A 22,495-nucleotide genomic window follows, 5' to 3' on the forward strand; every position below is an offset into this window, starting at 1 on the left:
GAGGAGACCGCGATGCCACAGGACTCGGTCAACGCACCCTTCACCGCCTACACACGAGGCCGGGCATGGACAAGCACGTCAAGCGGCGCTTCCGCAGCACAGGCTAGCAGCCTTTATCCGGCTGGACCGGGCTGTCAGCCCTGTCCCGATTGCGGTGGCCTCGAATGCTTGTGCAGACCACGCTTCTTCGCCGGACAGTTGCTGACGGAACAGGACCTGAACCGGCTGGAAGAGTACATCGTCGCGAAGAACCGCTTGCACAATCGCTATCTGGTCGGCCATGGCGTCGTATGCGGGCTGGAGGTCGTGTGCAGCCCGTGTCAGAACACCGTCACCGTCTCGCCGGGCTATGCGATCGACCCGTGCGGCAGCGACATCATCGTGTGCGCGCAGAACACGGTTGATATCTGCAAGCTGATCAACGCCTGCATGCCCTCCACGTCGCCCGATTGCTCACCTTATCGGGATACGACCATCTGCAAGGATCTGGAGCAGGAGTGGATACTCGCGATCCGATATCAGGAAGCGCCATCGCACGGCACCACACCGCTGACGGGTTCCTCGCAATGCGGTTGCGGCAGTGGGGCAAGCGCCTGCGCCTGTGGCGGCGCCGCCGGATCCTGTGGCTGCGGCGGCACGCAGTCGGCCGCAAGCTGCTGCGGGCAGACCGTCGCCAATACGTCGCCGGTCAGCACCAACGGACCGCGACGGGGAGCGCCGCCCGAGTGCGAGCCGACCGTGACCTGCGAGGCGTACCGTTATGAGGTGTTCCAGGCCCCGCAGACCACACCGCCGCCCGAAGGCACCGTGCGCGGCATTGCGGGACTTGCGGGCACGCTCGGCGGCGACCTGTTCGCGCGGCTGAGTTGCTGCTATCAGACGCTCGCGAAGATCATCCCTACCGCCCCGGCGAACCCACCCGCCCAGGACCAGGCCGGCTGGTCTGCATTCTGCTGCAACTTGCGGCTCGCGCTGATCAACTATCTGACGACGCAGGGCGGCATGGACTGCGAGGCGATTGCGAAGCTGCAGGCCGTGAACTGTCCCAACCCCGGCAGCAATACCTTTACCACCGATCTCACTGCCGCGTTCGAGACCGAAGCGCTCGTGATGATCGAAATCCTGCTCGGATGCTTTTGCCTGGCGGCGCTGCCCGCGTGTCTGCCGCCAGGGGATCCCCGTGTGCCGCTCGCCCGTGTCCGCGTGAGGAGCAGCGATTGCACGATCGTGTCGGTGTGCGACTGGACGCCGCTGCGCAAGCACGTCGTCACGACGAAGACGCTGGGATACTGGCTCGGCTGGCTGCCCTTCGTGCCGATGATCCGGCAACTGATGCAGGAGATCTGCTGCGCCGTGTTCGGGCTTCCCAGGCAACTCGGATTTCGCACGAACGTGTCTGCCGCCGGCGGCAACGCGGACGATGTCCAACGCGCCGACATTCAGCGTGGCGATCAGACGTTCGATGAGCCGATCAGTTTTGCCGGGCGCAGCTATCAGGCGAGCAACCCGATCTCGGAAGCCATCGTGGCCAATCTGGCGCGCGGCGCGACCCCCCTCACCGTCGCCGACCTCGCACAAGCGCTGTTCGATCCCGTCGATCCAGGCACCTCCGGCCAGCAGGGCAGCGCCGAGCGTCTGGCGCAGACGCCGCACGCCAAGGTACTAGCGGAAATCGCGCGCCCCCTGGTGGACAGCTTCGGCCCCCTGCTGAGCGCCGCCAGAGGTCTGAAGGATTCCGAAACAGTAGCTTCGATGCAAGCCGAACTCGATTCGCTGCGCGCCACGGTGGCAGCGCATCAAAGCGCGCTCGATGCGCTACGCAAGCCCGAGGAACGCTAAAACGGTCGGGAGACACCAACCATGTCCGATACGCTGCCGCAGCGCCCTACTTTCTCGAACGGCCAATATATTGGCGCCGACGACCTCAACGCCGCCGTAACCTACGATCGCGACAAGATCGCACGCCAGGCGCTGTCCGGGCGCACCTGGGGCATCGCCAGCGGTCTCGCGCTGGTCGAGATCACCGACGCCACGGGCGCGACACAGATGTATATCGAACCCGGCATCGCTTGGGACGGGTATGGCCGTCCCATCGTCGTGATTTCCCCTGCGCCCGTCACCCTCGATCTGTTCGCGGGCCTGCCTCCCGGAAATCAGCCCGTCTGGCTCAAGTACAGCGCGCTCGACACCCAGATGACTTCGCCCGGCTTCCAGACCTGTGGCACAGGCGATCCGGCGACCCGCATCGCCGATAGTTACGCGATCGTCACAGGCACGCAAAACGTCACGCAGCAAACCGGTGGCGTCGTGCTGAACGGCGTGACGGTGGCCGATCCACGCGACATGCTGATCGCCTTCGACGCGGCGGCCGCCGTTGTGCTCGACGGATCGGCGCCGCATCAGCTTTTTCCCGACGACAGCGCCGCCTGGCTGGTACCCGTCGGCATCGTCAGCTATGTCGCGGGGTCGCCCGGCAGCTTCAGTCCGCGAACGGAAGCGCAGCTCGCCTTGAGCCGGGTGGCGCGACGCTTTGCCAACTGCGTGGCGGAAAGCGTGCTCGCCGCAGACGGCGTGCTCAGGCTGCGCGACCGGCAGACCGATCAGCAGAGCGGCCTCACGGATGACGATCTTGCTGCGAAAAACAGCATCCAGGCGTCCGATGTCCAGAGCGATCCCAACAATGCGACCCGCCTCGTCGGCAACGAGCTGGTGTGGGTCGAGGGCAACATGCGCGTCCTCGGCGATGCGCGCCTGTGGGGCGGCATGCTCAGTCTGCGCGCGGCCGACGGCACCGAGCCAGCGGGTTCGCTATTCCTGCGCCGCAATGCCGACACGACCACACCGACGGTTCAGAACCTCGAAGTGTCGATTGGACAAGCGCCCGCGGGCGGACTGGTGAACCGGTTGCTGGTCGCGGCGTCGCAACCGGCGACGGCAACCACCCCGGCGACGCTGATTGCTCCGCCGGCGCTGTCGGTCGGGACCGACTCACGGGTCGGCATCGGCGTCGCCGTGCCGGGAGCGGGGCTCACGCTCGATGTGAATGGCGACTTCGGTCACGACGGCGGGCCGACGACCCTTCATCTGAACGGCTGCACGATCGGCGGGGAAAATGACGGCAGTTTGCTGCTGACGGCACGCGTCGGCACGATCGAACTCGGCCCCGACATCGAGCTCAACCCCGGCAGTGGCCTCACGCACGTCGGGATCGGCACCGCGTCGCCGCAGCCCGACACCGCGCTCGACGTGCGTGGCGGCGGGATTGCCGTCAATACGGGGAATGCATTCCTGCGGCTGCTTGGCTCAGCATTGATCGATCAGGGCGACGGCACCCTGCGCATTCGCAGCGGCGGCGATATCGTGACTTTCGATGGCAACGACAACGTCGGCATCGGCACGACGAATCCTGTGCGGCTGCTCGACGTCAACGGCGATGCGAACGTGGCGGGCAGCCTGAATCTTGGCGGCGGCCTCACCATCACGAACACGGGCGCCGCCTTCGTTCAGATGCTCGGCTCGAAAGTATTCGACGACAACAACGGTAAGCTGCACCTCCAGAGCGGCGGAAGCATCGTGGCGTTCGATGGTCCGAATAACGACAACGTGGGGATTGGCACGGCAACGCCGGCCGCGCGGCTCGACGTCAACGGCAACACGGTCGTCCGTGGCGATGCGACCGTCACGGGCAGCATGACTGTCGGTGGCGTGTTCTATCCTAGCGATGCTCGGCTTAAGCGCGACATCGCGCCTCTCGGGGACGCACTAGGGAAGCTGCTCGCGTTGCGCGGCGTCGAATTCGAATGGGCCCGCGAGGATCTGGCCCAGCTTCGGCCAGGGCGTCAAACGGGGCTGATCGCCGACGAAGTCGAAGCGGTGTTTCCCGGCTGGGTTCGCCAGGATCCTAGCAGCGACACGAAGCTGCTCACGCTGCAAGGCTTCGAGGCGGTGGTGATCGAAGCGCTGCGTCAGCTCACCGAACGCGTCGAGGCGCTGGAAGACAAGAACGCGCGCCTCAGCCGGATGCTGGAGGCTTGCGGCGGCGGTACGGCGGCTCCAAGCCCTCCGTCCGGCGGCGCCTGAAGCCATGTCGACGAGCATCACCATCAGGCGCCTGCGAATCCGTGGCTTGGCGCCGCGCGATTATCCCGCGCCGGCCGAACTGGAGCAGCGGCTCATCGACGCGGCCCGCTGCTATTTGCCGCAAGCGCTGGAGCACGCGATGAGCGCATGGTCCAGCGATGCCGTGCTGCGAATACGCCGCCTGGATCTGGATATCACGCTCGACACTGCGTTCGATCCGCAGGCTTTCGGGGCGTCGCTCGCGCGTGCGATCACGCGTGAGTTGCATCGGGCCGAGGCAAGCGGAGGTTCTGGCGGCGGCAGCAGCGGCATCGTTTGCTACGCGAGCCGTCAGATCTATCTGGCTGCGCTGCTGGAGGCGCTGGCGGCGAAATCCGCGGCGGATCATTGGTGGCTGGGCGACGCAGACGGCTTGCGCTTTCTTTCGCAGCCCCAGGCGATCCGGACGACGCTTCTTGCCGAAGCAAGGCTCGGGCTGGAAGCGCTCGCCAGCCTATCGCCGCTCAGACGAGCGGTCGTACTGCGCACCCTCACGCCGCTCGAGGCCGACCGGGTGCTGGACGGCTTCGCTCGCACAGGTGCGCCCGCAGCCAGCCTCGCGGACTGCGTTAGCACGATTGCCACCGCCGTCGCGGCACTGCCTGAAGGTGCATCCGCGCCAGAGCTATTCGTCGGCGGGTTCGCACAGCGCCCCGGTTTGGCGGGCCCCGCGCTGGCCGCCGCGGCACGCCTGTGGGCCAGGCTGGATGAAGCGAGGCACGATGCGGTGAAGCGCGGCAAGCTGGACGAACTTCCCGACGAGTTGGTCCGCAGCCTGTTGACATCGGTCGCCGAGACGGCGACCCGCTCGATTTCACTTGCCGATGCGCGCCGCGCTCTGGCGCCTGCACTTTCGGCAAGCCGCTCGACCGAGGCCGCCAACGCGTATTACTTCAGTCGGTTCGGCGGTCTGCTGTTGCTGCTGCCGGACCTCGGAATGACCGACATCGAAAACATCACAGCCGGTTGGCCGGACGCGCAGCAAGATACTGCTGCCTTGATCGGTTATGCGACGCTTGGCTTATGCGCTGGGCGCGAACGTTTCGCCGACTGGCTCGACGATTTGCTCTGGCGTCAGTTGTTTGGCCTCGACCTGGACGCGCCTGCGGCCGCATTGACGTCGCGCCTTGGCGCTATCTCGGCGGATGCCTGGGCGAGCCTGGTACCGCTTCTCGCGCCGTTGGACCATCCGTGCAATATCCGCTTCCTGTTGGCGCAGCGTACCCTGACGGGTTCCCGGACAGCCACGCGGACCCTGGCCGGGCTTGCCCGCGCAGCGTTAAAACGATTCGCACGGCGCTTGCCGGGGTTCGGCGATCCCTCGGCACCCTTCCTTTGGGACCAGCTGCTCGGCATCACGGCCGCGTTCGAGCGTGGCCCTTGCGGGTGGAGCGCGCAACTCAGCCGACCGCCGCTCGACGTGCTGCTGTCTCTCGCGCGGGTCGCCGAAGGCAGCGTGCCAACCCCGTGCGGCGCGGTCATCGCGATCAGCAGGATATCGCCGTGACGGCCGCTCGCAAGCAACTTCCCCTGCACAGGCTTGACGTGGCTCTCGCCCGTGAGATCGTGCGGCTGCGGGCGCGCTATCAGTTGTCGCTCGATGAGATCCGTGGCCTGTTCATCAGCGACGAGCAGGTGGATGCGCTGCTCGCTCGACACGGCACAGCGTCATCCGACTGGGCGAGCTTGCCGGTCCGTGAACCACACTCGGCCATCGACGCGATCGCCGCGCGTTTCCGTCTCGACGCGATGGCGATCGATATGCTGCTCTTCGCGCTTGCGCCTGACGTTGATCCGTCTTACGCGCGGATCTATGCGTACCTGAATGACGACGTACGCCGGCGGTGGCCCACCATCGATCTCGCGCAACGCATGTTCGGCGACACGGCGCACGCCGCGCTTGCCGCAGACGGACCATTGTTCCGGCCAGCGCTGCTACTGCCGCTGGCCACAGAAGAGTCGCGCGCGCCGCTGCCGCTCCGGGAGTTCGCCGCCAACCCTGCACTGTGTGCGCATCTCCTCGGCGCGATGGTCGTGAGCAGGCGGGGCCTCGCACTTGAACCCCCATCAACAGCAGATGACTGCGGTCCGCTTGCGTCGCTGGGCGCGTTGATCTCATCAGGCGAAGCTCCCGTTGTGGCGATGACAGGGACGCAGCCGGACGCCGGCTGCGCCGCCGTCGGTGCGCTTGCACGTCGGCTCGATCGTGGCGTCGTGCGGCTGACCATAACGGCCGATGACGACCCATCGGCGCTGCTCCGGGATGGCGCCCTCATGGCGCGGCTTGCCGACGCACTGCTGTTGATCGAAGCCGATTCCATCGCATTGCCTATGCTCGCCCCGGCGCTGCGCGATATCCCGGTTCCGGTGTTTTTGCCCGTGCCGGTCGAAGCGGCATGGCGTCACCACCTGGCCCGTATGCCGCTGATCGAAGTCGATTTCGCGGCGCCTGACGGTCCGGCGAGACAAGGGTTGTGGGCTTCAGCTCTGCAAAGAGCCGGGCTACTGACGGACTCCGCCGCGCTGACCGATGTGGGGCAGCGTTTCCGTCTGTCTGCCCGGCAAATCGAGGTTGCGGCCCAGAGCCTGCGATTGGGCCTCGGCCTGCGGCCCGACGAACACGGGAGCGCCAGCGCCAACGCACTGCTTGAATCTGCGCGACGTCAGGCCTCGGTTGAATTTGGCGGCCTCGCGCAGCGCGTGAAGCAGACGCGCGGCTGGGACAATCTGGTGCTGCCGCCCACGACCTTGAAACAGCTGCGGCGCCTGAGCGGTGCGATCCGTTATCGCGAACGAGTCTTCTCCGAGTGGGGCTTCGACGGCGGCCCGGGCATCACGGCGTTGTTCAGCGGAAGCCCCGGCACGGGCAAGTCGATGAGCGTGGAGGCTCTGGCGCGCGAAGCGGGGCTCGACCTTTGGCGGATCGATCTGTCGTCGATGGTCAGCAAATACATCGGCGAGACGGAGAAACAACTCGACCGGGTCTTCGCGCTCGCCCGCGATGGCAATGCGATCCTGTTCTTCGACGAAGCCGACGCGCTGTTCGGCAAGCGCAGTGAAGTCAAAGACGCACACGACCGCTACGCCAACATCGAAGTCGCCTATCTTCTTCAGCGGCTCGAAGCATTCGAGGGCGTCGTGATTCTCGCATCGAACCTGGCAAGCAATGTGGACCCTGCATTCAGTCGTCGGATGCACTTCGTGATCGAGTTCCCGTTGCCAGACGCATCGTTGCGCGAACGACTGTGGCGCGCGGCGATTCCAAGCGGCGCGCGCGTGGCGCACGACGTAGACCTTGCGTTTCTTGCACGGCAGTTTGCCCTCGCCGGAGGCGACATCCGCGTAGCAGCGCTGGATGCAGCGTTCGCGGCCGTGGCCGATGAGGCGCCGATCGACATGGCAAGGCTCTGTCAGGCTGTGTCGCGCCAATTGCTAAAGCAGGGAAAGGTGCCAGCTGAAAGTGATTTCCGGCAGTATCAGGGGCTGTTGGCTTCTCCTCAGCCTAGGATGGCAGCGCGATGAAAACGCTGACCAAAGCTGCGTCGAGAAGCGTTGCGGCGGAGCCCGGAAAAAGGAAGGACCACGTCCCGTTGCGCTCGCAGCACGCGTCCAGCGACCGTGCGTCCATTCTGCAACCTGAACTGGGTAACCAGGCAATACAGACCCTTTTGAGACCGTCCGCCCTCCAGACTTGGGCAGCAGCCGGCAATCTCGCCATGCAACATTGGCTTCAGGGGAACGGAATTCACCCCAAGTTGGCGCTGAGCCAACCGGGTGACCCGGAAGAATGCGAGGCCGATAGCGTCGCCGATGCGATCGTCGATGGATCATCGGTGCCGGCGATAAATCATGGCCGCGACACAGGTGCAAGCGACGCGCGCGATAACGAAGCGCTGTCGTGCAAGTCCGAAGGTGCGTCAGGTCCAACACACGGTGCCACGCAGGCGCTCTCCGCTTTGCACATGGGCAACGGAGAAGCGCTGCCACGCAGCGTGCGGCGCGACTTCGAGATGCGCCTCGGGCTCGACCTGGGCGGCGTGCGCGTACACACGGACGCTGCTGCGGCTGACGCGGCGCGAGGTCTCGGTGCGCGCGCGTACACGGTTGGGACAAGCATCGCGTTCGCGAACGGCGAGTATCGACCTCTGGAGCGCGAAGGCAAGTGGCTTCTTGCACATGAGTTGGCACACGTAGCCCAAGCCTCCAATACAATAAGACGCGACACAATAGCCGGAGCACAGCCGCTTCCAATGTCGGTCGCTGGCGCGCCGACGGTCTATTGGGGACTCGACACCAGCGGCGAGCGCCACCGCCCCTATATTTCCATCCCGCCGCCAGGTCGCGAGCTCACAGCGGTAGCAGCATTCGTTTATGGTTCCGCCGAGGCGGCGGCCGCGCTGCGCGACACCAACCCTGGCGCAGCCGACTTTTTGCCACCCGGCGCTGTGCTCCGGCTCGCCCCGGGCACGCTAACCCAGGCGGCCCGTCAATCGTTTCAAAGGGCGCTGGATACCGGTCAGCTACTGCGCACCGCCGGGATTCCCGACGGCGCCCCTCTTAGCCCCGACGCGAAGGTACATCAACTGTCGATCGCGGGCCAAACATATAACCTCCTCGATGCACAGTTTGTAGGCATGCTGCGGGGAATGGCCTGGCACCTCAGCAGCGAGGCCGGTCGCCTCAACGGCCTATGCGAGGTCTACCTGCAGACGCGCCGGGAGCACATCGAAAAAAGCAACAACGTAATTCGTGGCATCAGCGACTGGATGGGTGGGGTCTCGGTCCCTGACGAGGCCATATATGCAGGACCACGTGATCGTGCAACCGGAATCGTCGCGGACTTGGCCCGGGGCGAGCCGACCCAGCAGTTAATCATCGATGCGTCGCGGCGTCTGCGAAACGTCATGGAGGAATACCGCGCCGGCGAAAAAACCTGGAGCACCTACATTCAGGGAACAATTTCGGGCGCTGAACGAACCGCAGCTGACCTCGAGGTCGTGCGCGATTCGTGTTTCGCCATCGAGGCGGGATTAGCGGGTGCTGTGGTCGCCCCGCTTGCCTTTGCCGCGGCCGGAGGCGGAGCGCTAGGCGTGGGCGCAGCAATCGGTGGCGGCGCAATGGCTGGAGGCGTGGTGCGCGGCTCATTGGATGTCGCATTGCCGGGCATGCAGGCGGACCGTCCGGCCAGCCAGAGGTTCGTCAGTGGCTTCAAGAGCGGCGCAGTGCAAGGCGGTATCGGTGCTGCGGGCGCACTGGTCGCTCCCGCGGTGTCCGGCGCCATAGCACCTCACCTCGGAATTACCGCAGGAGCAGCGCCGACAGTAGGCCAGCAAATCGCGCTCGGAGCGGCAAGCGGGTTTGTCTTGGGTGCACCGTCAGGCGCGGTGGCAGCGGCGCTCAACAACGTTCAGGCCTTTTCCGACGGGCGGATGACGACGCTGCAATATTTCGTCAGCATCGGAATAGGAGCAGCAGGTGGGGCTGCCGGTGGCGCTGTGTTTGGCATGCTGCCGATACAGGGCCTCTACCGCAGCGGCGGTCAACCTCTCAATCCTTTCAGCGGCGAGCCGGTAATGCCGCGCTGGATGATGGCCGGCCCTTATTCGCCGCTGCAATCAGACTGGAACCCCCCCCCGGATTTCAACGACCTGGCTGCGACCGAACTTCCGCCGCTTCCCGAAAATTATGGATGGGTGCGCATCAATGATGTGTGGGAACCGATCAATCTGGTCGGTCCGAACCGGCGGCCACTGACACTTCGCATATACGGGCCCGATGCTGCAGGAAAGAACAACTACAATATTTTGGCCGGGCCGGAACTGGTGCAGTCGTCCGCAGTCGCCCGCCCAACGGGGGCAACGTATCCGCCCGGCAGCCGTGGCAACATGCCGTTCAATACTGCGGACTTCACTGATAACACCGGCCAGACCTGGATTGTTGGCCATAACGTGGATTACGCTGATACCAATGATCTGCCAAACGTGCCGGATTCGAACGCTGATCCGGCCAACTACACGCCGGAGCCGGCTTGGTGGGGTTTGTACCTTCGCAACTTCATCGTCAGACGGTTGATCCGACCCAACGGGGGGGGATACCGGCAGATGAATTTCTACAGCGGTGCGCCCCGCATGACCACCAGCGGTAATCCTATCCCCGATGGCGTGTACTTCGTACAAACAGATCCGAACGGCGTCGCCATCCGCGCGTGGCGCATCCCGTTCGCCGTCAATGGACCCACTGGCGCAGCCAACCTGCCACAGTTCGAGATACCCTTGAACCAGGTGCCTGCCGGCCTCCTGAGCCCCACCCCCGCACCTCCGATCGGCGCGGTCGGAGGCAGCGCCGGCGGGCAAGCCACTACACGACCGGAAACGCAATGATACGCGCTGACCTGGCGACGCTTCTGGCGCGCGAACTCGACGCCATGGAAATCGCGTACCATCCAAGCGCGGCGCCAAACTTGCCTTCCGCGAGTTTCGGCTATTCCGAAGCTCGAGGGCCGGAGCTTGCGGTCGGCGCAATAATCAAACATGGCGCCTTGGTGATGACCGTCCCCGTCCCTAGTCTGGTAGTCGGTCTTCCCAATGTTTCGGCGCTGTCGGGGCTTAACCAAGCCTGGGGCACCGGCAGTGCGCAATATGTCGAGACGAGTGGCTGCTACCAAACAACAGCCGGTTATCCCATTTTCGCACGCCGCTCGCACAGCACCCTGCTACGACGCCTGCTGGGCGGAATTTATACTGTTGGCGTTCTGATTAGGCTCGTAGACACCCCCGATTGGGAAACGCTAAGCGAGATCGCTACGGGATTGCGGGAGGGTTGGCCTGATAGCGACGTCTCATCGGCGATGGAGCGCGTAAGTGCGGCGCTGCACGCAATGGGCTATTCAGGCTCAGTAACCACGTCAGGTGGACTTTGTCAGCGTTTTCACACGCCGGACGGGCTGCAGTTCACCCTTGCCTTCTCGCCGTGCGAGGGCTTAATCCGGGTTGAAACGGTCGCCGATGTGTGGACTGCACACGACGCGTTGACACTGGGCAGTTTGAACAACGGATTGCCGGTGGGTAGCGTCGTACTGGGTCCGTCCAACAGAGCCGTGCATGTCTGGGACTTCTCTCCTGACGATCTGGAGATTTCAGAACGGCTGGTCGGTTGGATTATCGAAGTCGCAGCGCACGTCGCCATCGCCCAGCGTTCCTTAGCCGCTCGGATCGGGGAGCGAGACGGGTGGTAAGGCTGACAGGCGACAATCGTTACCGTTCCACCAAGGGTCGTATTCAATTGGTCGAGACGCTCCACGATCCGGTCGTGGAGACGCAAATCGGGGTATTCGTCCTTTTGGTGCGAAAAATGGCGGTAGCAGGACACCGAGCCGACTATGACAAGGCTTTGCAATATGCGAACCTCGCCGAATCGAGCGATTTTCAAGTCATTGATAAATCGGATTTTTTCGATTCTAACCGCCAGAATTCGCACCAAAAGGACGATTACCCAGATAAGCGCACCGGCCGCCTCGCCGACTGGACCCGCGCGATTCTGACGCGACGCCACTCGAACGTGGTGATGTGCGCGCTGGCCAACAAATTGGCTCGCACCGCCTGGGTGGTCGTTGCCCGTCATACCACCTTCGATCCGGGATTCGCGATAGCGCTGGCTTGAACCAACGCAGACTTACCAACAACCTCTCTGCTTTTGGGACGACTGAAACCTGATAACGTGAACGGCACACCGGCCTGCGGAACACCCCGGCAACTAAAGAGGCTCCTTAAGCCGCCCAACTTTATGGGGATCGCGGGCGCGAACTCCATCGCGGCGCGGGGAGCAGTCCCCACAAAGACGCCGGATAGATTTGAGCAAGCCTCCATGACACCAAGGATCAGGGGTTGCAAAACTGGGGCGGACCATAGAATTACTTGCGTGAGCGGCGGCGAGTTTTTCCGGGAAAAGAAAAACATAACCGATCTATCGAGATAAGTTTTCTTATGTGCGACGTGAGGTCGCTTCGTTCGTTGTTTTACCGTCGATGTCTGGCGGGAGGAAACCGGGCGTTCCGTCGCTCGTAGTCTATTGGTGCATGCGGGGCTGGTAACGGCGCCGTGTGAAGCCACCGAGACAATGTAGCCCGGCGCAAGCTAAGCCGTGGTCGTGAGACGACGGTGCCCCTGCGAGTGTCAATGCGGAGGGGGCGCTAGACTGGATGGCATGGTTAAAGTATTTGAACTGCTGATAAACATCGTTAACTTAGACGGGCCAAAGACACTGATAGGCCCCACCCAAAACGGGAACGTAGCAGGTCTGCCCTTTATAAGATGGGGCAGCGCGGACATGGTGCTACCGGTGGAGAAGCAGAGCCTAAACCATTCCTGCGAACGATGCGGAACACGGAAACCCCGTATCTCTGCCCAGTCGGGCAAGCCGACCGTGAGGAAAGCTGTTGGAGGTGCGGGAACAGGAGTGCGGAGAAAGCGAACGCCGTCCTGTAATCGGACGGATAGGGATTGCGCCGCAAGGCAACATCATCCTACGCGAAAGCGGGCAGACTTCCGCATGGTCTTTCGTCACGAAAGAGTCTGACGAACCTTCAAAGGAGGAGAAGCAAATGACAGTGCAGCAAGCCGGCACCGGTGCGTCCTCCGATCGCGCAATGCATTGGAACGATGTCGATTGGGCCCGATGCTATCGTGAGATTCGAAGGCTGCAGGCTCGCATCGTGAAGGCGACACAGGACGGCAAGTACGGCAAGGTGAAGGCTTTGCAGTGGTTGCTGACCCACTCGTTCAGCGGCAAGGCACTCGCCGTCAGACGGGTGACTGAGAATCAGGGTAGACGGACTCCCGGCGTAGACGGCCTCACATGGTCTACGCCGAGGTCCCGACTCCAGGCAGTGAAGTCTCTAAAGCGGCGGGGCTACCGCCCTCTGCCGCTGAGACGAATATATATCCCGAAAGCCGACGGGAAACGGCTGAGACCTCTTGGAATTCCCTGCATGGTCGACAGAGCGCAACAGGCGCTTCATCTGCTTGCACTCGAACCTGTTGCAGAAACCATGGCGGATCCGAACTCTTATGGGTTCAGAGCCGCCCGCTCCACGGCCGACGCGATAGAACAGTGCTTTATCTCACTGGCCAGCAGCAATCGCGCGCAGTGGATTCTGGAGGCCGACATCCGGAGCTGCTTTGATGAAATTTCGCATGATTGGTTGGTCGCCCACATCCCAACGGACAAAGCGATACTGCGAAAGTGGTTGAAGGCTGGCTACCTTCACAACAGTGTCTTTCACTCGACGGAAGCGGGTACGCCTCAGGGCGGTATTATCTCGCCCACGTTGATGAACATGACTCTCGATGGGTTAGAACGAACACTTCTTGCGAAGTTCTGCAGAGGCGGCCGGAATCCGTCGAAGGTTAACGTCGTTCGATATGCAGATGACTTTGTTATCACTGGCGCGACGCGAGAAGTGCTGGAGGATGAAGTCATGCCGCTGGTCGTGCAGTTTCTTGCACAGCGGGGATTATCGCTGTCACGGGAGAAGACCCGGATCACGCATATCAACGATGGGTTCGATTTCCTGGGCATGAACGTTCGCAAGTACGACGGCAAGTTGTTGATCAAGCCGGCCAAAACGAGCGTTCAGCGCTTCATGCGGAAGCTTCGGGACGTCGTGAAAGGCAATGCAACGCTAAGACACGATCGTCTGATCCGCCTGCTCAACCCAAAGATTCGCGGTTGGGCGGATTATTATCGGCATGTCGTGGCGAAGCGCACCTTTAACAAGGTTGCTCATGCGATTTGGGAATGTCTATGGCGTTGGGCGAAGCGCCGACACCCGCAGAAGAACTCGCACTGGGTACGTCGGAAGTACTTTCGAACCGTTGGCGCCCGCCAATGGGTCTTTGGTACGGCGACGGACAAAGTGCTCAGCAATGGAAAGCGTGAACTTCTGACGCTGTACGACATTGACGGCACGTCGATCCGGCGGCACCGCAAGATCAAGGGTGCCGCAAACCCGTTCGACCCGCAGTGGGAAAGTTATTTCGAAGAGCGGTTGGGCTTCACGATGATGGACTCGCTCAAGGGCCGGATGCGGCTGATCCGGTTGTGGCTCGATCAGCAGAGGTCCTGTCCGGTCTGTCGTCAAATGATCACGAAATCCAGTGGCTGGCGGCTGTACCACCTGGAGCGAAAGATCGATGGCGGTAAGGACACGATCAGCAACCTGACGATGCTTCACCCGGATTGCCATCGGGCCGCGCGTGCCCTCGGACTCTCAGTAGTGAAACCGGCCTCGGCAATGGGGCTTTGAAAGGCTTGAGCCGTGTGCTGGGAAACTCGCATGCACGGTTCTTAGGGGGCGGCGGTGCAGTAATGCACCGCTGCTACCCGACCGCCGGCCCGCCCCTCCCTCCCGAAGCGCGACATCCACTGCGTGGCGGAAATGACAGGACTTCGAAAACTCGTCCTTCGCCCTTCGGTTCATCTTCCTCTAACCTGTTCACGATGGTACATCGGTGTCAATGCGGCCAACCGGATTCAGCCCCATCTTGTACGCAGTCCTGACATTCTTTGGTTTGGGCGACGCCCCGCACCTGGAATCCGGCATTGCACGCGCTCGAGATTCACACACGCATCCAGGCTCTCCCGTCCGGCTGCATCAGGGCGACGGCAGATCGTCACATTTGACGGGGTGCCCAAAAGTGATATCGCCGCCGGCAGACTTCTTCGCAACGAGGAATTTAGCGTCTCCCAAGGGCATCAGCCTGTCGCCACTAGCAATCTTGCATTCCTCTGCCTCAAACATGTCGAAATTGAAAACCAGCCATGTTGCTGCGCGCGACATCTCCCTGTCGTACCACGGCATACCGCGCTCGCCCTGCGTGTAAAGAAGCGTTCCGAGCACACCGTAAAACAGCACCTGGAAAATCCGCGTCACCAAGGCGTGACGGAATTCCAATTTCGGCATCGTTCCGGCAAGCAGCCAGTGCAGCAACTGGGGAATGTGCCTGCCCAGCGCAGCCGGAAGCGCCACCAGCGCCGACAGAAGAAGGCACGCGAACGACACGAAGCCGCCGGCAAAGATCAGTAGAACCGGAATCATCGCGAGCGCGATAAAAAGCGTGGCATGAGTGAAACCCGTCGGAACAACGTGAACCACCGATGCGATTTCCTGCCCTGCCAGCGCGTAGGCCAGATTCGAGGCCGCGACGAATGCGAGACCGATGGCAGCCTTGCCGAGCAGTTGATCCGACAGGGCCCGGTACCAGCGCAGCACGTCATAGACAGCGACGGTGCCCCAGAAGACGAGCATCAACACAAGGGTCGCACGAAATATTGACGGTCCACCCAGCCAACCCAGCAGGAAGCACGCTACCGAGACTATGCCCACATTGACATACAGCTTCTGGAACGTCGCCAGTGAACGGTAGACGGCGGCCGTTTTCGACCCGAGCCGGTGCAGCACTGCCCTCTGTGGAAAATGGATGTAGGCGATCCTCAGGATCAACCCCAACACAAACAGCTTGATAAGCAGCGGGAACGTGCCTGGAACAACCGCTGAAGGGGCTATCAGGGCCAGCATGGCGGCGCCCGCGATAAAAACTCCGGCCCCCTTAATCGTGTCGGAAACCTCCTTGCGCCGCGACGACGTCGGCAGGCGCTCAATCCCACTGACCTTGCGTTCGACCTTCGCCGTTGCCTTTTCATCTTTCATCATGGTGTGTCCCGATCGATTGCCGCCGGCAAGCTGCGGCGTTTCTCCCAGGCCTTACGCTTTAGCAAAGCGCCGGGATTCACCCTGAGCCTTCAGCGATTTACGATGGCATGCCGATTATAGGGACACATCAATGGATGATCAAGACGGGGATGTTGTACACCAGCAGCAACGCAGCGTACGCCATACCGTTGAAAGCACGACCTGCATCCCGGCCGCCGGCCATGCCGAAGATCTGGCACGACACCGCCTTACCATCTTCCCACGACTGATCCAATCGCCCCGTCGCGCTGACGCGGCTCTTTGCTGGCCGGTCCGTGTTTTGCGCAACTAGCCGTGATAAGGGCGTTTATCACGGCAGCGACATTTTTAACCGCGCCAAACCGGGTTGTCTTGCGTCAGGCCTGTGTGTAATCTAATGTGGAAATCCCGCCCTGCGCTTCGCGCGGCCGGCTTTTTTCCGACCTCCCCGCCTCGAGCAGGACTCTTCAGCCGGAGGCCCCAGCCATCGAGGCCGAAGTCGTCCACGCGGGACTCACCGGCTTCGCCATCCCGGACGTGCCGCCCCGCGATCGCGCGAATGCGCGCGCTGTGGGACGCCGCGGTCGCGACCCAGCTCGGGGATGTCGTGCGGCTGCGGCAGGACGCGGACCAGGCCAGGGAATCCGTGGACGCCGCGCGGCACGAGGCCGAACTGCGCACGGAGCTCCTCCGCACCGAGCTTGCCGATCTGCGAACCCAGCTAGCCGCGCGCGACGGGGAACTGCTGGAGCGCCGACTAGAATGCCGCGCCCTCGAGGAGCGATCGCGCGTGCTGGAAACCGCGAGCACGGAGCTGGCCGTCGCCCCCCGCCGGATACGCGGCGCCCGGAAAACGGTCCGCCGCCGCCGAGGACGCCGTGGCAGCGCTGCGGGCGCAACTGAAGGACGTCGTGACAGCGGCGGCGGAACCCGCCCGCCAGCACGCCATCGGACTCGCCACCGAACGCGCCGGCTATGACGGTCTCTCGAAGCGGCTGCTGCGCGAAACGGCGCACCAGCGCGAGACGTTTCGGACCGAACGCGTGCGTCTTGAGGGAGAATTCGCGCGTACGGCCGAGCGCCTAGCGGCCTTTGAGTCGCTGCGCGACCGCCTGCTCACCGAACTGGCAGAATAGCGCAATGGCCGGCAGCACGACGCCGCGGAAACAGCCGCGCTCGCCACGGTGGTGAAGGAGCAGCGGCACACGCTGGCACTGCTGGGCGCAGCGAGCGCGCCTGCTGCGATTTAGACGTCTGACGGTACCAAGATTTCTTGACCTGCTCGAGGTCCGCTATGTCTTAAGCGACGGCGCCCGTTAAACCCGATGAGGTCCGACGATTCCCAGCCGTGCGATGCGCCGGTACAGCGTCGCGCGCGATATGCCTAATGCCAGCGCGGCGGCGTTAGGCCGCCACTGGCAACGCGTGAGTGCCGCGACGATCCGTGCCCGCTCGTCGTCGGCGCTGGCCGGCGACGTGGAGTTCGCCGCGAGCGCCGGCGTGACGGCGGGCGCGAGTTGCGCCGCGAAGTCCGGCGACACGTGCCGCAACTCGACGCGAGCCGAATCGCAGACCGCGCACGCATAGCGCAGCACGTTGCGCAGTTGCCGGATGTTGCCGGGCCACGAAAAAGCGGCAAGACGCCCGGCGAATTGCGGATCGAGCATCAGCACATGCGTGGCCGCCTGGGCTTCCTCGTTGAACACCGTATCGATCACAGCGCGGATATCGGTGCGCTCGCGCAGCGGCGGTATGCGCAGCGTCGCGCCGCTCAGGCGATAGTAGAGATCTTCGCGGAACGATCCAGCTTCGACCATCTGCATCGGATCGCGGTGCGTCGCGCAGATCACGTCGATATCGACGCGCACCGGCGTATCGCCGCCAAGCGGCACCACTTCGCCCTCGGCGAGTACACGCAGCAGGCGTGTTTGCAGGCCGAGCGGCATGTCGCCGATTTCGTCGAGAAACAGCGTGCCGCCATGCGCGAGGGCGATCTTGCCGCGCGCGCCGCGACTGCGCGCGCCGGTGAACGCGCCAGGCGCATAACCGAATAGCTCGCTCTCGATCAGCGGCTCCGGAATCGCGCCGCAATTCACGGCGACGAACGGCCGCGTGCGCCGCGAACCCGAGTCGTGCACCGCGCGCGCGAACACCTCCTTGCCGACGCCGGTTTCGCCGAGCAGCAGAACCGGGAGCCGCTTGCCGGCGATCCGCAATGCGACTTGCGCGTTGCGCGCGATCCGTTCGTCCGAGCTGTGCAAAAAGCGGCTCATCGCGCCGATGCTGCTGTCCGCATGCGGATCGGCCGGCCGTGTCGCGAGGAGCGGGCGAGCCGCGCGTCTCATCGGCGCGCGAATGCGTGCATACAGCATCGCGCCGGTCGCGCGCAGCCGCAGCGCCACGCTCATGTCGGTGCGCGCGACGTCGTGCAGACGGACCTCGGACGTGTCGAATATCTCGTCGACGTGACGCGGCCCGTCGAGCCCCGCGATGCTCTCGTGCGCCTTGCGGTTCGCGGCGGCGATGTTGCCGCATTCGTCGAACGCGATCAGAACTTCCGGCTGCACTTCGACGAAATGGCGGCTCGCGTGGCCGAAGATCATCCAGTGCTGCGCGGTCTGATTCAGGAAGTAGCCGTCCTCGATCAGCGCCGCGCTCTGCCGCACCAGCTGGAACACGAGCCGCTGGCTGTCGCGGTTGTCGGGCGACTGCACGGCAGACGCATCAAGCACGCCGATCAGTTCGCCCGTCGGCGCGAAGATCGGCGATGCACTGCACGTGAGCGTCGTAAATGCCGCGCGAAAGTGATCGGTCTTGTGCACGGTGATCGGCGCGAGATCGGTGAGTACGTTCGCGATGCCGCAGGTGCCTTCTTCGCGCTCGGACCAGCACGAGCCGATATAAAGACCTGCGTGCTTGAAATCGCCGCGCCGCTCGCGGTCGATCCGGTAGTCGATCGTGACGCCGTGTGCATCGGTGAGCATCACGCAGTAGTCGGCCATGCGGATCATGTCGTGCAGCCGTGCGAGGCACTGGCCCGATGCGCGCAGGAACGCTTCTTCCTTGTATTGAACCTCGCGCAGCTCAGCCGCAGTCAATACACGCGGACCAACGACCGAGCCAGGATCAAGGTTGTACTGCTCGAACGAACGCTGCCACGATGCCACCAATCGCGGAGAATTTGTGGGCGCGGGAACGCGTCCTTCGATCGCTGCACGTACGCGATCGGGATGCTGGCTTCGACCAACATAAGACATGTCCAACTCCAAATGCACTAGGCATCGAATGCTGTGGGTCCTTGTAGCACATTTGCTCGCGCAATTCATACCGCAGTGCAGCACCGCGAGTCCCGTCACGACCCAAGAAGTCGTTTAGTGCATCGCGAAAATTGAAAATCATCTAGCGGGCCACCCACCGCCGCCCTCACGGGCGACGGGGTTAAAGTGAGTTTGCCAAACCACTTTAACCGGAAGGAGGCCATGATGAACTATAGCGGCATTGACCTGCATTCGAACAACAGCGTGGTGAGCGTGATCGACGAAACGGACCGCGTGGTCGCCGAAAGGCGGCTGCCGAACGACCTGGCAAAGGTTCTTGCGTTCCTCGCACCGTGGCAAGCCGGACTGGCCGGCGTCGTGGTCGAATCCACTTACAACTGGTATTGGCTTGTCGACGGCCTGCGGGCGGCCGGTTTCGTGGTCCATCTTGCCAACACCACGGCCGTCAAAAAATACGACGGGCTCAAGCACAGTCGTGACGAGACCGACGCGCGCTATCTGGCCCATCTGCTGCGCCTGGGCATCCTTCCTACCGGCACTATCCTACCGGTGAAGCAGCGTGAGGCGCGAGACCTCGCCCGCAGACCCATACAACTGGTGCGCAGCCGCACCAGCCACATCCATGCCGTCGAGAATACAACGGCCCGTCAATCCGGCACGCGAATCACGAGCAATCAGGTCAAAAACTGGACCAGGCTACTGTCGGCCAGCTGCATCTCCCAGACGACATGGCTCTCGCGGTCCGCGCGAACGTCGCGGTCATCACGACACTCTCCGCACAGATCGCCATCGTGGAAAAGCGTCTCCAGGAAAAGGTCGCACCGCACTCAGACTATGCCCTGCTGACCACGGTGCCCGGCATTGGCCAGACGCTTGCCACCGTGATCGTGCTGGAAACCGGGACCATCGAACGTTTCGCCAGCGCTGGCAACTTCGCCTCCTACGCGCGCTGCATGGACAGCCAACGCATGAGCAACAGAAAGAAGAAAGGCGAAGGCAATACCAGGAACGGAAATCCATACCTGGGCTGGGCATTCATCGAGGCGGCCAACTTCGCGATGCACTTTAGCGCCGAAGCCAGGCAGTTCTACGAGCGCAAGAAAGCCCGGACGAATCCAGTGGTTGCACGCAAGGCCTTGGCCCACAAGCTCGCCCGCGCGTGTTTCCACATGCTGAAGGAGCAAAAACCATTTGATGTGACCCGCTGCTTCGCATAAGAGTTGCGACGGCGACCGGCAAGCCCTGATCGTTGACTGCCGATAAGCCACCGAAATTGAATGGGATGTCGTGCCGCCGTCCCCGAGGGGCAGCAAAGCGGATCGCCTGCAACACGAACCAGCTCTGGATTGGTGCAGGACGTCTGGCAACCACGAGTATTGTGCGAATCCGATGGACGCGTTGCGGCACCAAAGTTCTTCTGGGGTGGCAGAGCCACCAGGGCGACAGGCAGCCGATGTACGCCGATCGCTTGAACCTGATGGGTGTCTGGCGCGATCCGTCGCAGCCATGAATCGAAGAAACGGGTGCGTTCGGCTACTGCATACGGTCAGCGAAATTGGAATCGGCTGCTCCGGCAGTCGACGGTATTCTTCGCTCACTTGACACCGGGCCCGCTAATGGGTGTCAACGATTTGCAACAAAATCGAAGCGTCCCTTTGGACAATCATCCGGAGGCACCATTCCTTTGGCGTTGACTTCAATGCCCGCCCATGGTGTACGTTTCGATTTCTGAATCGCATGTGTCTCACGGTTGTGACGCAGGCACGCTGGACCTTCCATCTTGTCTGCAGAGAGTCCAATACACGCCGCAACACAAGCAGTGACAACATTGCCCACACAAATATCAACGACCAGCTTAACTGCCGCTAACAACGGGCCATTCAACAGGTGGACGTGACTGCATCCAAAGCGTCACTAACCTCTCGGCGAATTGACTCGAGTTCTTCCAACATGGAGCGGAGCGCTGATGAATCGACTCGGTCTCGTCGGGGTCGGAGGGCTGTCGCCAACCCAGCAAGCCGGTTCATCCCCTGTTCAACTGCGTTGATGAGAGTTCGCGCAGCGGGCACGTAATCAAATACGCCGAGTTCCTCCCATCCCAAATCAATGTATCTCAAAAGGCTTAACTCATCTCCATGTCCGGTCAGAGTTGCGACGCTCTTGAGAATGCCACGGTAGTCCTGCAACTGCATCGAAAATCGGCGCTTGTCGGGATTGTTCTCAAGGAACGCTAGAAGGTGCAGCTTTACCATGTTCGTTATGTAACGGTGACGAAACATCGACATACACGCGCGCTCATCTTCAAGCCCCGCGTACTCTACGATTCTACGAAACTCCCTTTCGAGAGCGGCCTCCGTCATGGGGCTTCCCTTTACCGTAAGGAACAGATGATTTTTTGGTTCAGGCTTTAGCCCCTGACGACGAAGCCTTGCAAGCAAAGGTTGCCGATATTTGTGTATGAAAAGTTCCACACGGACTGCTGTCCCTGCATCCGCAGGCACGCTGCGCTGAGGGTCGATCAGTTTCCTGCGTTTGAGTGTCGTCAGCACTATGTGTCGATTTTCCGAACATCGGCGATGCGCGAGGGCGGTCAAGCGAACTAATTCGCCTGGCCGTGCCCCAGTACACTCCAAAAGATCCAGTATTAATTGTCGCCGCTTGAGGAGATATTCACATTCAGCCAAAAATTCTTTCTCAGAATCAAACCGGTGCCGGTAGCGCTCGTCCTTCGTTAACGGGTCGGACATGCGCGCGCTCCCCTCCCACAGCCGCTGCTTTAGCACCCTTGAAATAGGTCCTTTTACTTCTTCCGGAGTACTGGAAGCAGGTCCGTAGCGGTAGCGCAGCACCTGCCTTACGCGACCGAAGCGATCGATACTTCGCCTCCACACCAGTTGAATCTGTGGTTGTTCCTCTATGAGACCGACGATGCGTGGAGGGTAGCCCGGTTGCGTCTGCAACCACATAAAGAAGGCGACCCATGTCGCAATGATTTGATTGACGGTGTTACTGTTCCTTCGCTGCTTGCCCGGCCGGCGCGGATGACTCTCCGATTGCAGGCCTGCAACAGCTTCCCGCATGTGCCCGTCGTCCATCGACCATAATTGCAAACGCTTCTTCCAGCAAAACCGTACAAGAAGACTAAGTTGCGATGCAAGTACGCGCAGCGAGCCGCCATCCAGTCGCCGCACCGTATAGCGGCTCGCCACGTCAAGCAGGAACATCTCCACCTGAAAACACGGACGGCCATCCGGCCAGCAAACCGCTAGCACGGCCTGGTGGATCTGTGTGGATGGCTGATAGCTTGCCGTCGCCGCATCTCGCACCGTGACATCGGGCATCCATACATCCCTGACGACGCGAAAAAGTT

At 62.4% G+C, this 22,495-nt stretch carries 12 protein-coding genes and 2 pseudogenes; 10 read left to right on the forward strand and 4 right to left on the reverse strand.

Annotation, left to right across the window (positions count from 1 at the left end):
- Positions 1-12: 12 nt before the first annotated feature.
- From OKW26_RS21460 to ltrA, 8 genes and pseudogenes are all read left to right on the forward strand, one after another.
- On the forward strand, positions 13-1,839 hold the full coding sequence (locus OKW26_RS21460; protein ID WP_429355093.1) for a hypothetical protein: 1,827 nt from the start codon (positions 13-15) through the stop codon (positions 1,837-1,839).
- Positions 1,840-1,860: 21 nt separating this feature from the next.
- Positions 1,861-4,080, forward strand: coding sequence for a tail fiber domain-containing protein (locus OKW26_RS21465; RefSeq protein ID WP_429355094.1), 2,220 nt, complete (start codon positions 1,861-1,863; stop codon positions 4,078-4,080).
- 4 nt (positions 4,081-4,084) lie between these two features.
- Positions 4,085-5,626, forward strand: coding sequence for a hypothetical protein (locus tag OKW26_RS21470; protein ID WP_429355095.1), 1,542 nt, complete (start codon positions 4,085-4,087; stop codon positions 5,624-5,626).
- The gene (locus OKW26_RS21475) at positions 5,623-7,641 is read left to right on the forward strand and encodes an ATP-binding protein (RefSeq protein ID WP_429355096.1); all 2,019 of its coding nucleotides are present in this window, start codon (positions 5,623-5,625) and stop codon (positions 7,639-7,641) included. The genes OKW26_RS21470 and OKW26_RS21475 overlap by 4 nt, the downstream gene beginning before the upstream one ends.
- A complete protein-coding gene (locus OKW26_RS21480; protein ID WP_429355097.1) occupies positions 7,638-10,499 on the forward strand; it encodes a DUF4157 domain-containing protein in 2,862 nt (953 codons plus the stop codon). The genes OKW26_RS21475 and OKW26_RS21480 overlap by 4 nt, the downstream gene beginning before the upstream one ends.
- Complete coding sequence (locus OKW26_RS21485) at positions 10,496-11,353, forward strand: hypothetical protein (RefSeq protein WP_429355098.1); 858 nt, start codon at positions 10,496-10,498, stop codon at positions 11,351-11,353. The genes OKW26_RS21480 and OKW26_RS21485 overlap by 4 nt, the downstream gene beginning before the upstream one ends.
- Before the next feature lie 260 nt (positions 11,354-11,613).
- Positions 11,614-11,778 (forward strand): annotated as a pseudogene (locus OKW26_RS21490) (IS110 family transposase); the annotation flags it as partial.
- 940 nt (positions 11,779-12,718) lie between these two features.
- Positions 12,719-14,422, forward strand: a complete 1,704-nt coding sequence (gene ltrA / locus OKW26_RS21495) for a group II intron reverse transcriptase/maturase (protein ID WP_429354262.1) — start codon at positions 12,719-12,721, stop codon at positions 14,420-14,422.
- 348 nt (positions 14,423-14,770) lie between these two features.
- Here ltrA and OKW26_RS21500 read toward each other — a convergent pair whose 3' ends face one another.
- A complete protein-coding gene (locus tag OKW26_RS21500) occupies positions 14,771-15,829 on the reverse strand; it encodes a hypothetical protein (protein ID WP_429355099.1) in 1,059 nt (352 codons plus the stop codon).
- A gap of 127 nt (positions 15,830-15,956) precedes the next feature.
- Positions 15,957-16,103, reverse strand: a complete 147-nt coding sequence (locus OKW26_RS21505; RefSeq protein ID WP_429355100.1) for a hypothetical protein — start codon at positions 16,101-16,103, stop codon at positions 15,957-15,959.
- 622 nt (positions 16,104-16,725) lie between these two features.
- On the opposite strand from OKW26_RS21505, the gene OKW26_RS21510 reads away from it, so the two are divergent.
- Positions 16,726-16,983: a hypothetical protein gene (locus OKW26_RS21510; protein ID WP_429355101.1), complete on the forward strand. Its 258-nt coding sequence runs from the start codon at positions 16,726-16,728 to the stop codon at positions 16,981-16,983.
- Positions 16,984-17,163: 180 nt separating this feature from the next.
- On the opposite strand, the gene OKW26_RS21515 is transcribed toward OKW26_RS21510, so the two are convergent.
- Positions 17,164-19,104: a sigma-54-dependent Fis family transcriptional regulator gene (locus OKW26_RS21515; protein WP_429355102.1), complete on the reverse strand. Its 1,941-nt coding sequence runs from the start codon at positions 19,102-19,104 to the stop codon at positions 17,164-17,166.
- 225 nt (positions 19,105-19,329) lie between these two features.
- On the opposite strand from OKW26_RS21515, the pseudogene OKW26_RS21520 reads away from it, so the two are divergent.
- Positions 19,330-20,342: pseudogene (locus tag OKW26_RS21520) on the forward strand (IS110 family transposase).
- Between the two features lie 663 nt (positions 20,343-21,005).
- On the opposite strand, the gene OKW26_RS21525 reads toward OKW26_RS21520, so the two are convergent.
- Positions 21,006-22,466: a tyrosine-type recombinase/integrase gene (locus OKW26_RS21525; protein ID WP_429355103.1), complete on the reverse strand. Its 1,461-nt coding sequence runs from the start codon at positions 22,464-22,466 to the stop codon at positions 21,006-21,008.
- Positions 22,467-22,495 lie beyond the last annotated feature (29 nt).

Source organism: Paraburkholderia sp. 32 (assembly GCF_050435345.1).
Classification (GTDB): Bacteria; Pseudomonadota; Gammaproteobacteria; order Burkholderiales; family Burkholderiaceae; genus Paraburkholderia; species Paraburkholderia tuberum.

Bases quoted from the DNA above. Each gene is read 5' to 3' on its own strand.
- OKW26_RS21460 (WP_429355093.1), top strand. From the start codon at position 13: ATGCCACAGGACTCGGTCAACGCACCCTTCACCGCCTACACACGAGGC.
- OKW26_RS21465 (WP_429355094.1), top strand. From the start codon at position 1,861: ATGTCCGATACGCTGCCGCAGCGCCCTACTTTCTCGAACGGCCAATAT.
- OKW26_RS21470 (WP_429355095.1), top strand. From the start codon at position 4,085: ATGTCGACGAGCATCACCATCAGGCGCCTGCGAATCCGTGGCTTGGCG.
- OKW26_RS21480 (WP_429355097.1), top strand. From the start codon at position 7,638: ATGAAAACGCTGACCAAAGCTGCGTCGAGAAGCGTTGCGGCGGAGCCC.
- OKW26_RS21485 (WP_429355098.1), top strand. From the start codon at position 10,496: ATGATACGCGCTGACCTGGCGACGCTTCTGGCGCGCGAACTCGACGCC.
- ltrA (WP_429354262.1), top strand. From the start codon at position 12,719: ATGACAGTGCAGCAAGCCGGCACCGGTGCGTCCTCCGATCGCGCAATG.
- OKW26_RS21500 (WP_429355099.1), bottom strand. From the start codon at position 15,829: ATGATGAAAGATGAAAAGGCAACGGCGAAGGTCGAACGCAAGGTCAGT.
- OKW26_RS21515 (WP_429355102.1), bottom strand. From the start codon at position 19,104: ATGTCTTATGTTGGTCGAAGCCAGCATCCCGATCGCGTACGTGCAGCG.
- OKW26_RS21525 (WP_429355103.1), bottom strand. From the start codon at position 22,466: ATGCCCGATGTCACGGTGCGAGATGCGGCGACGGCAAGCTATCAGCCA.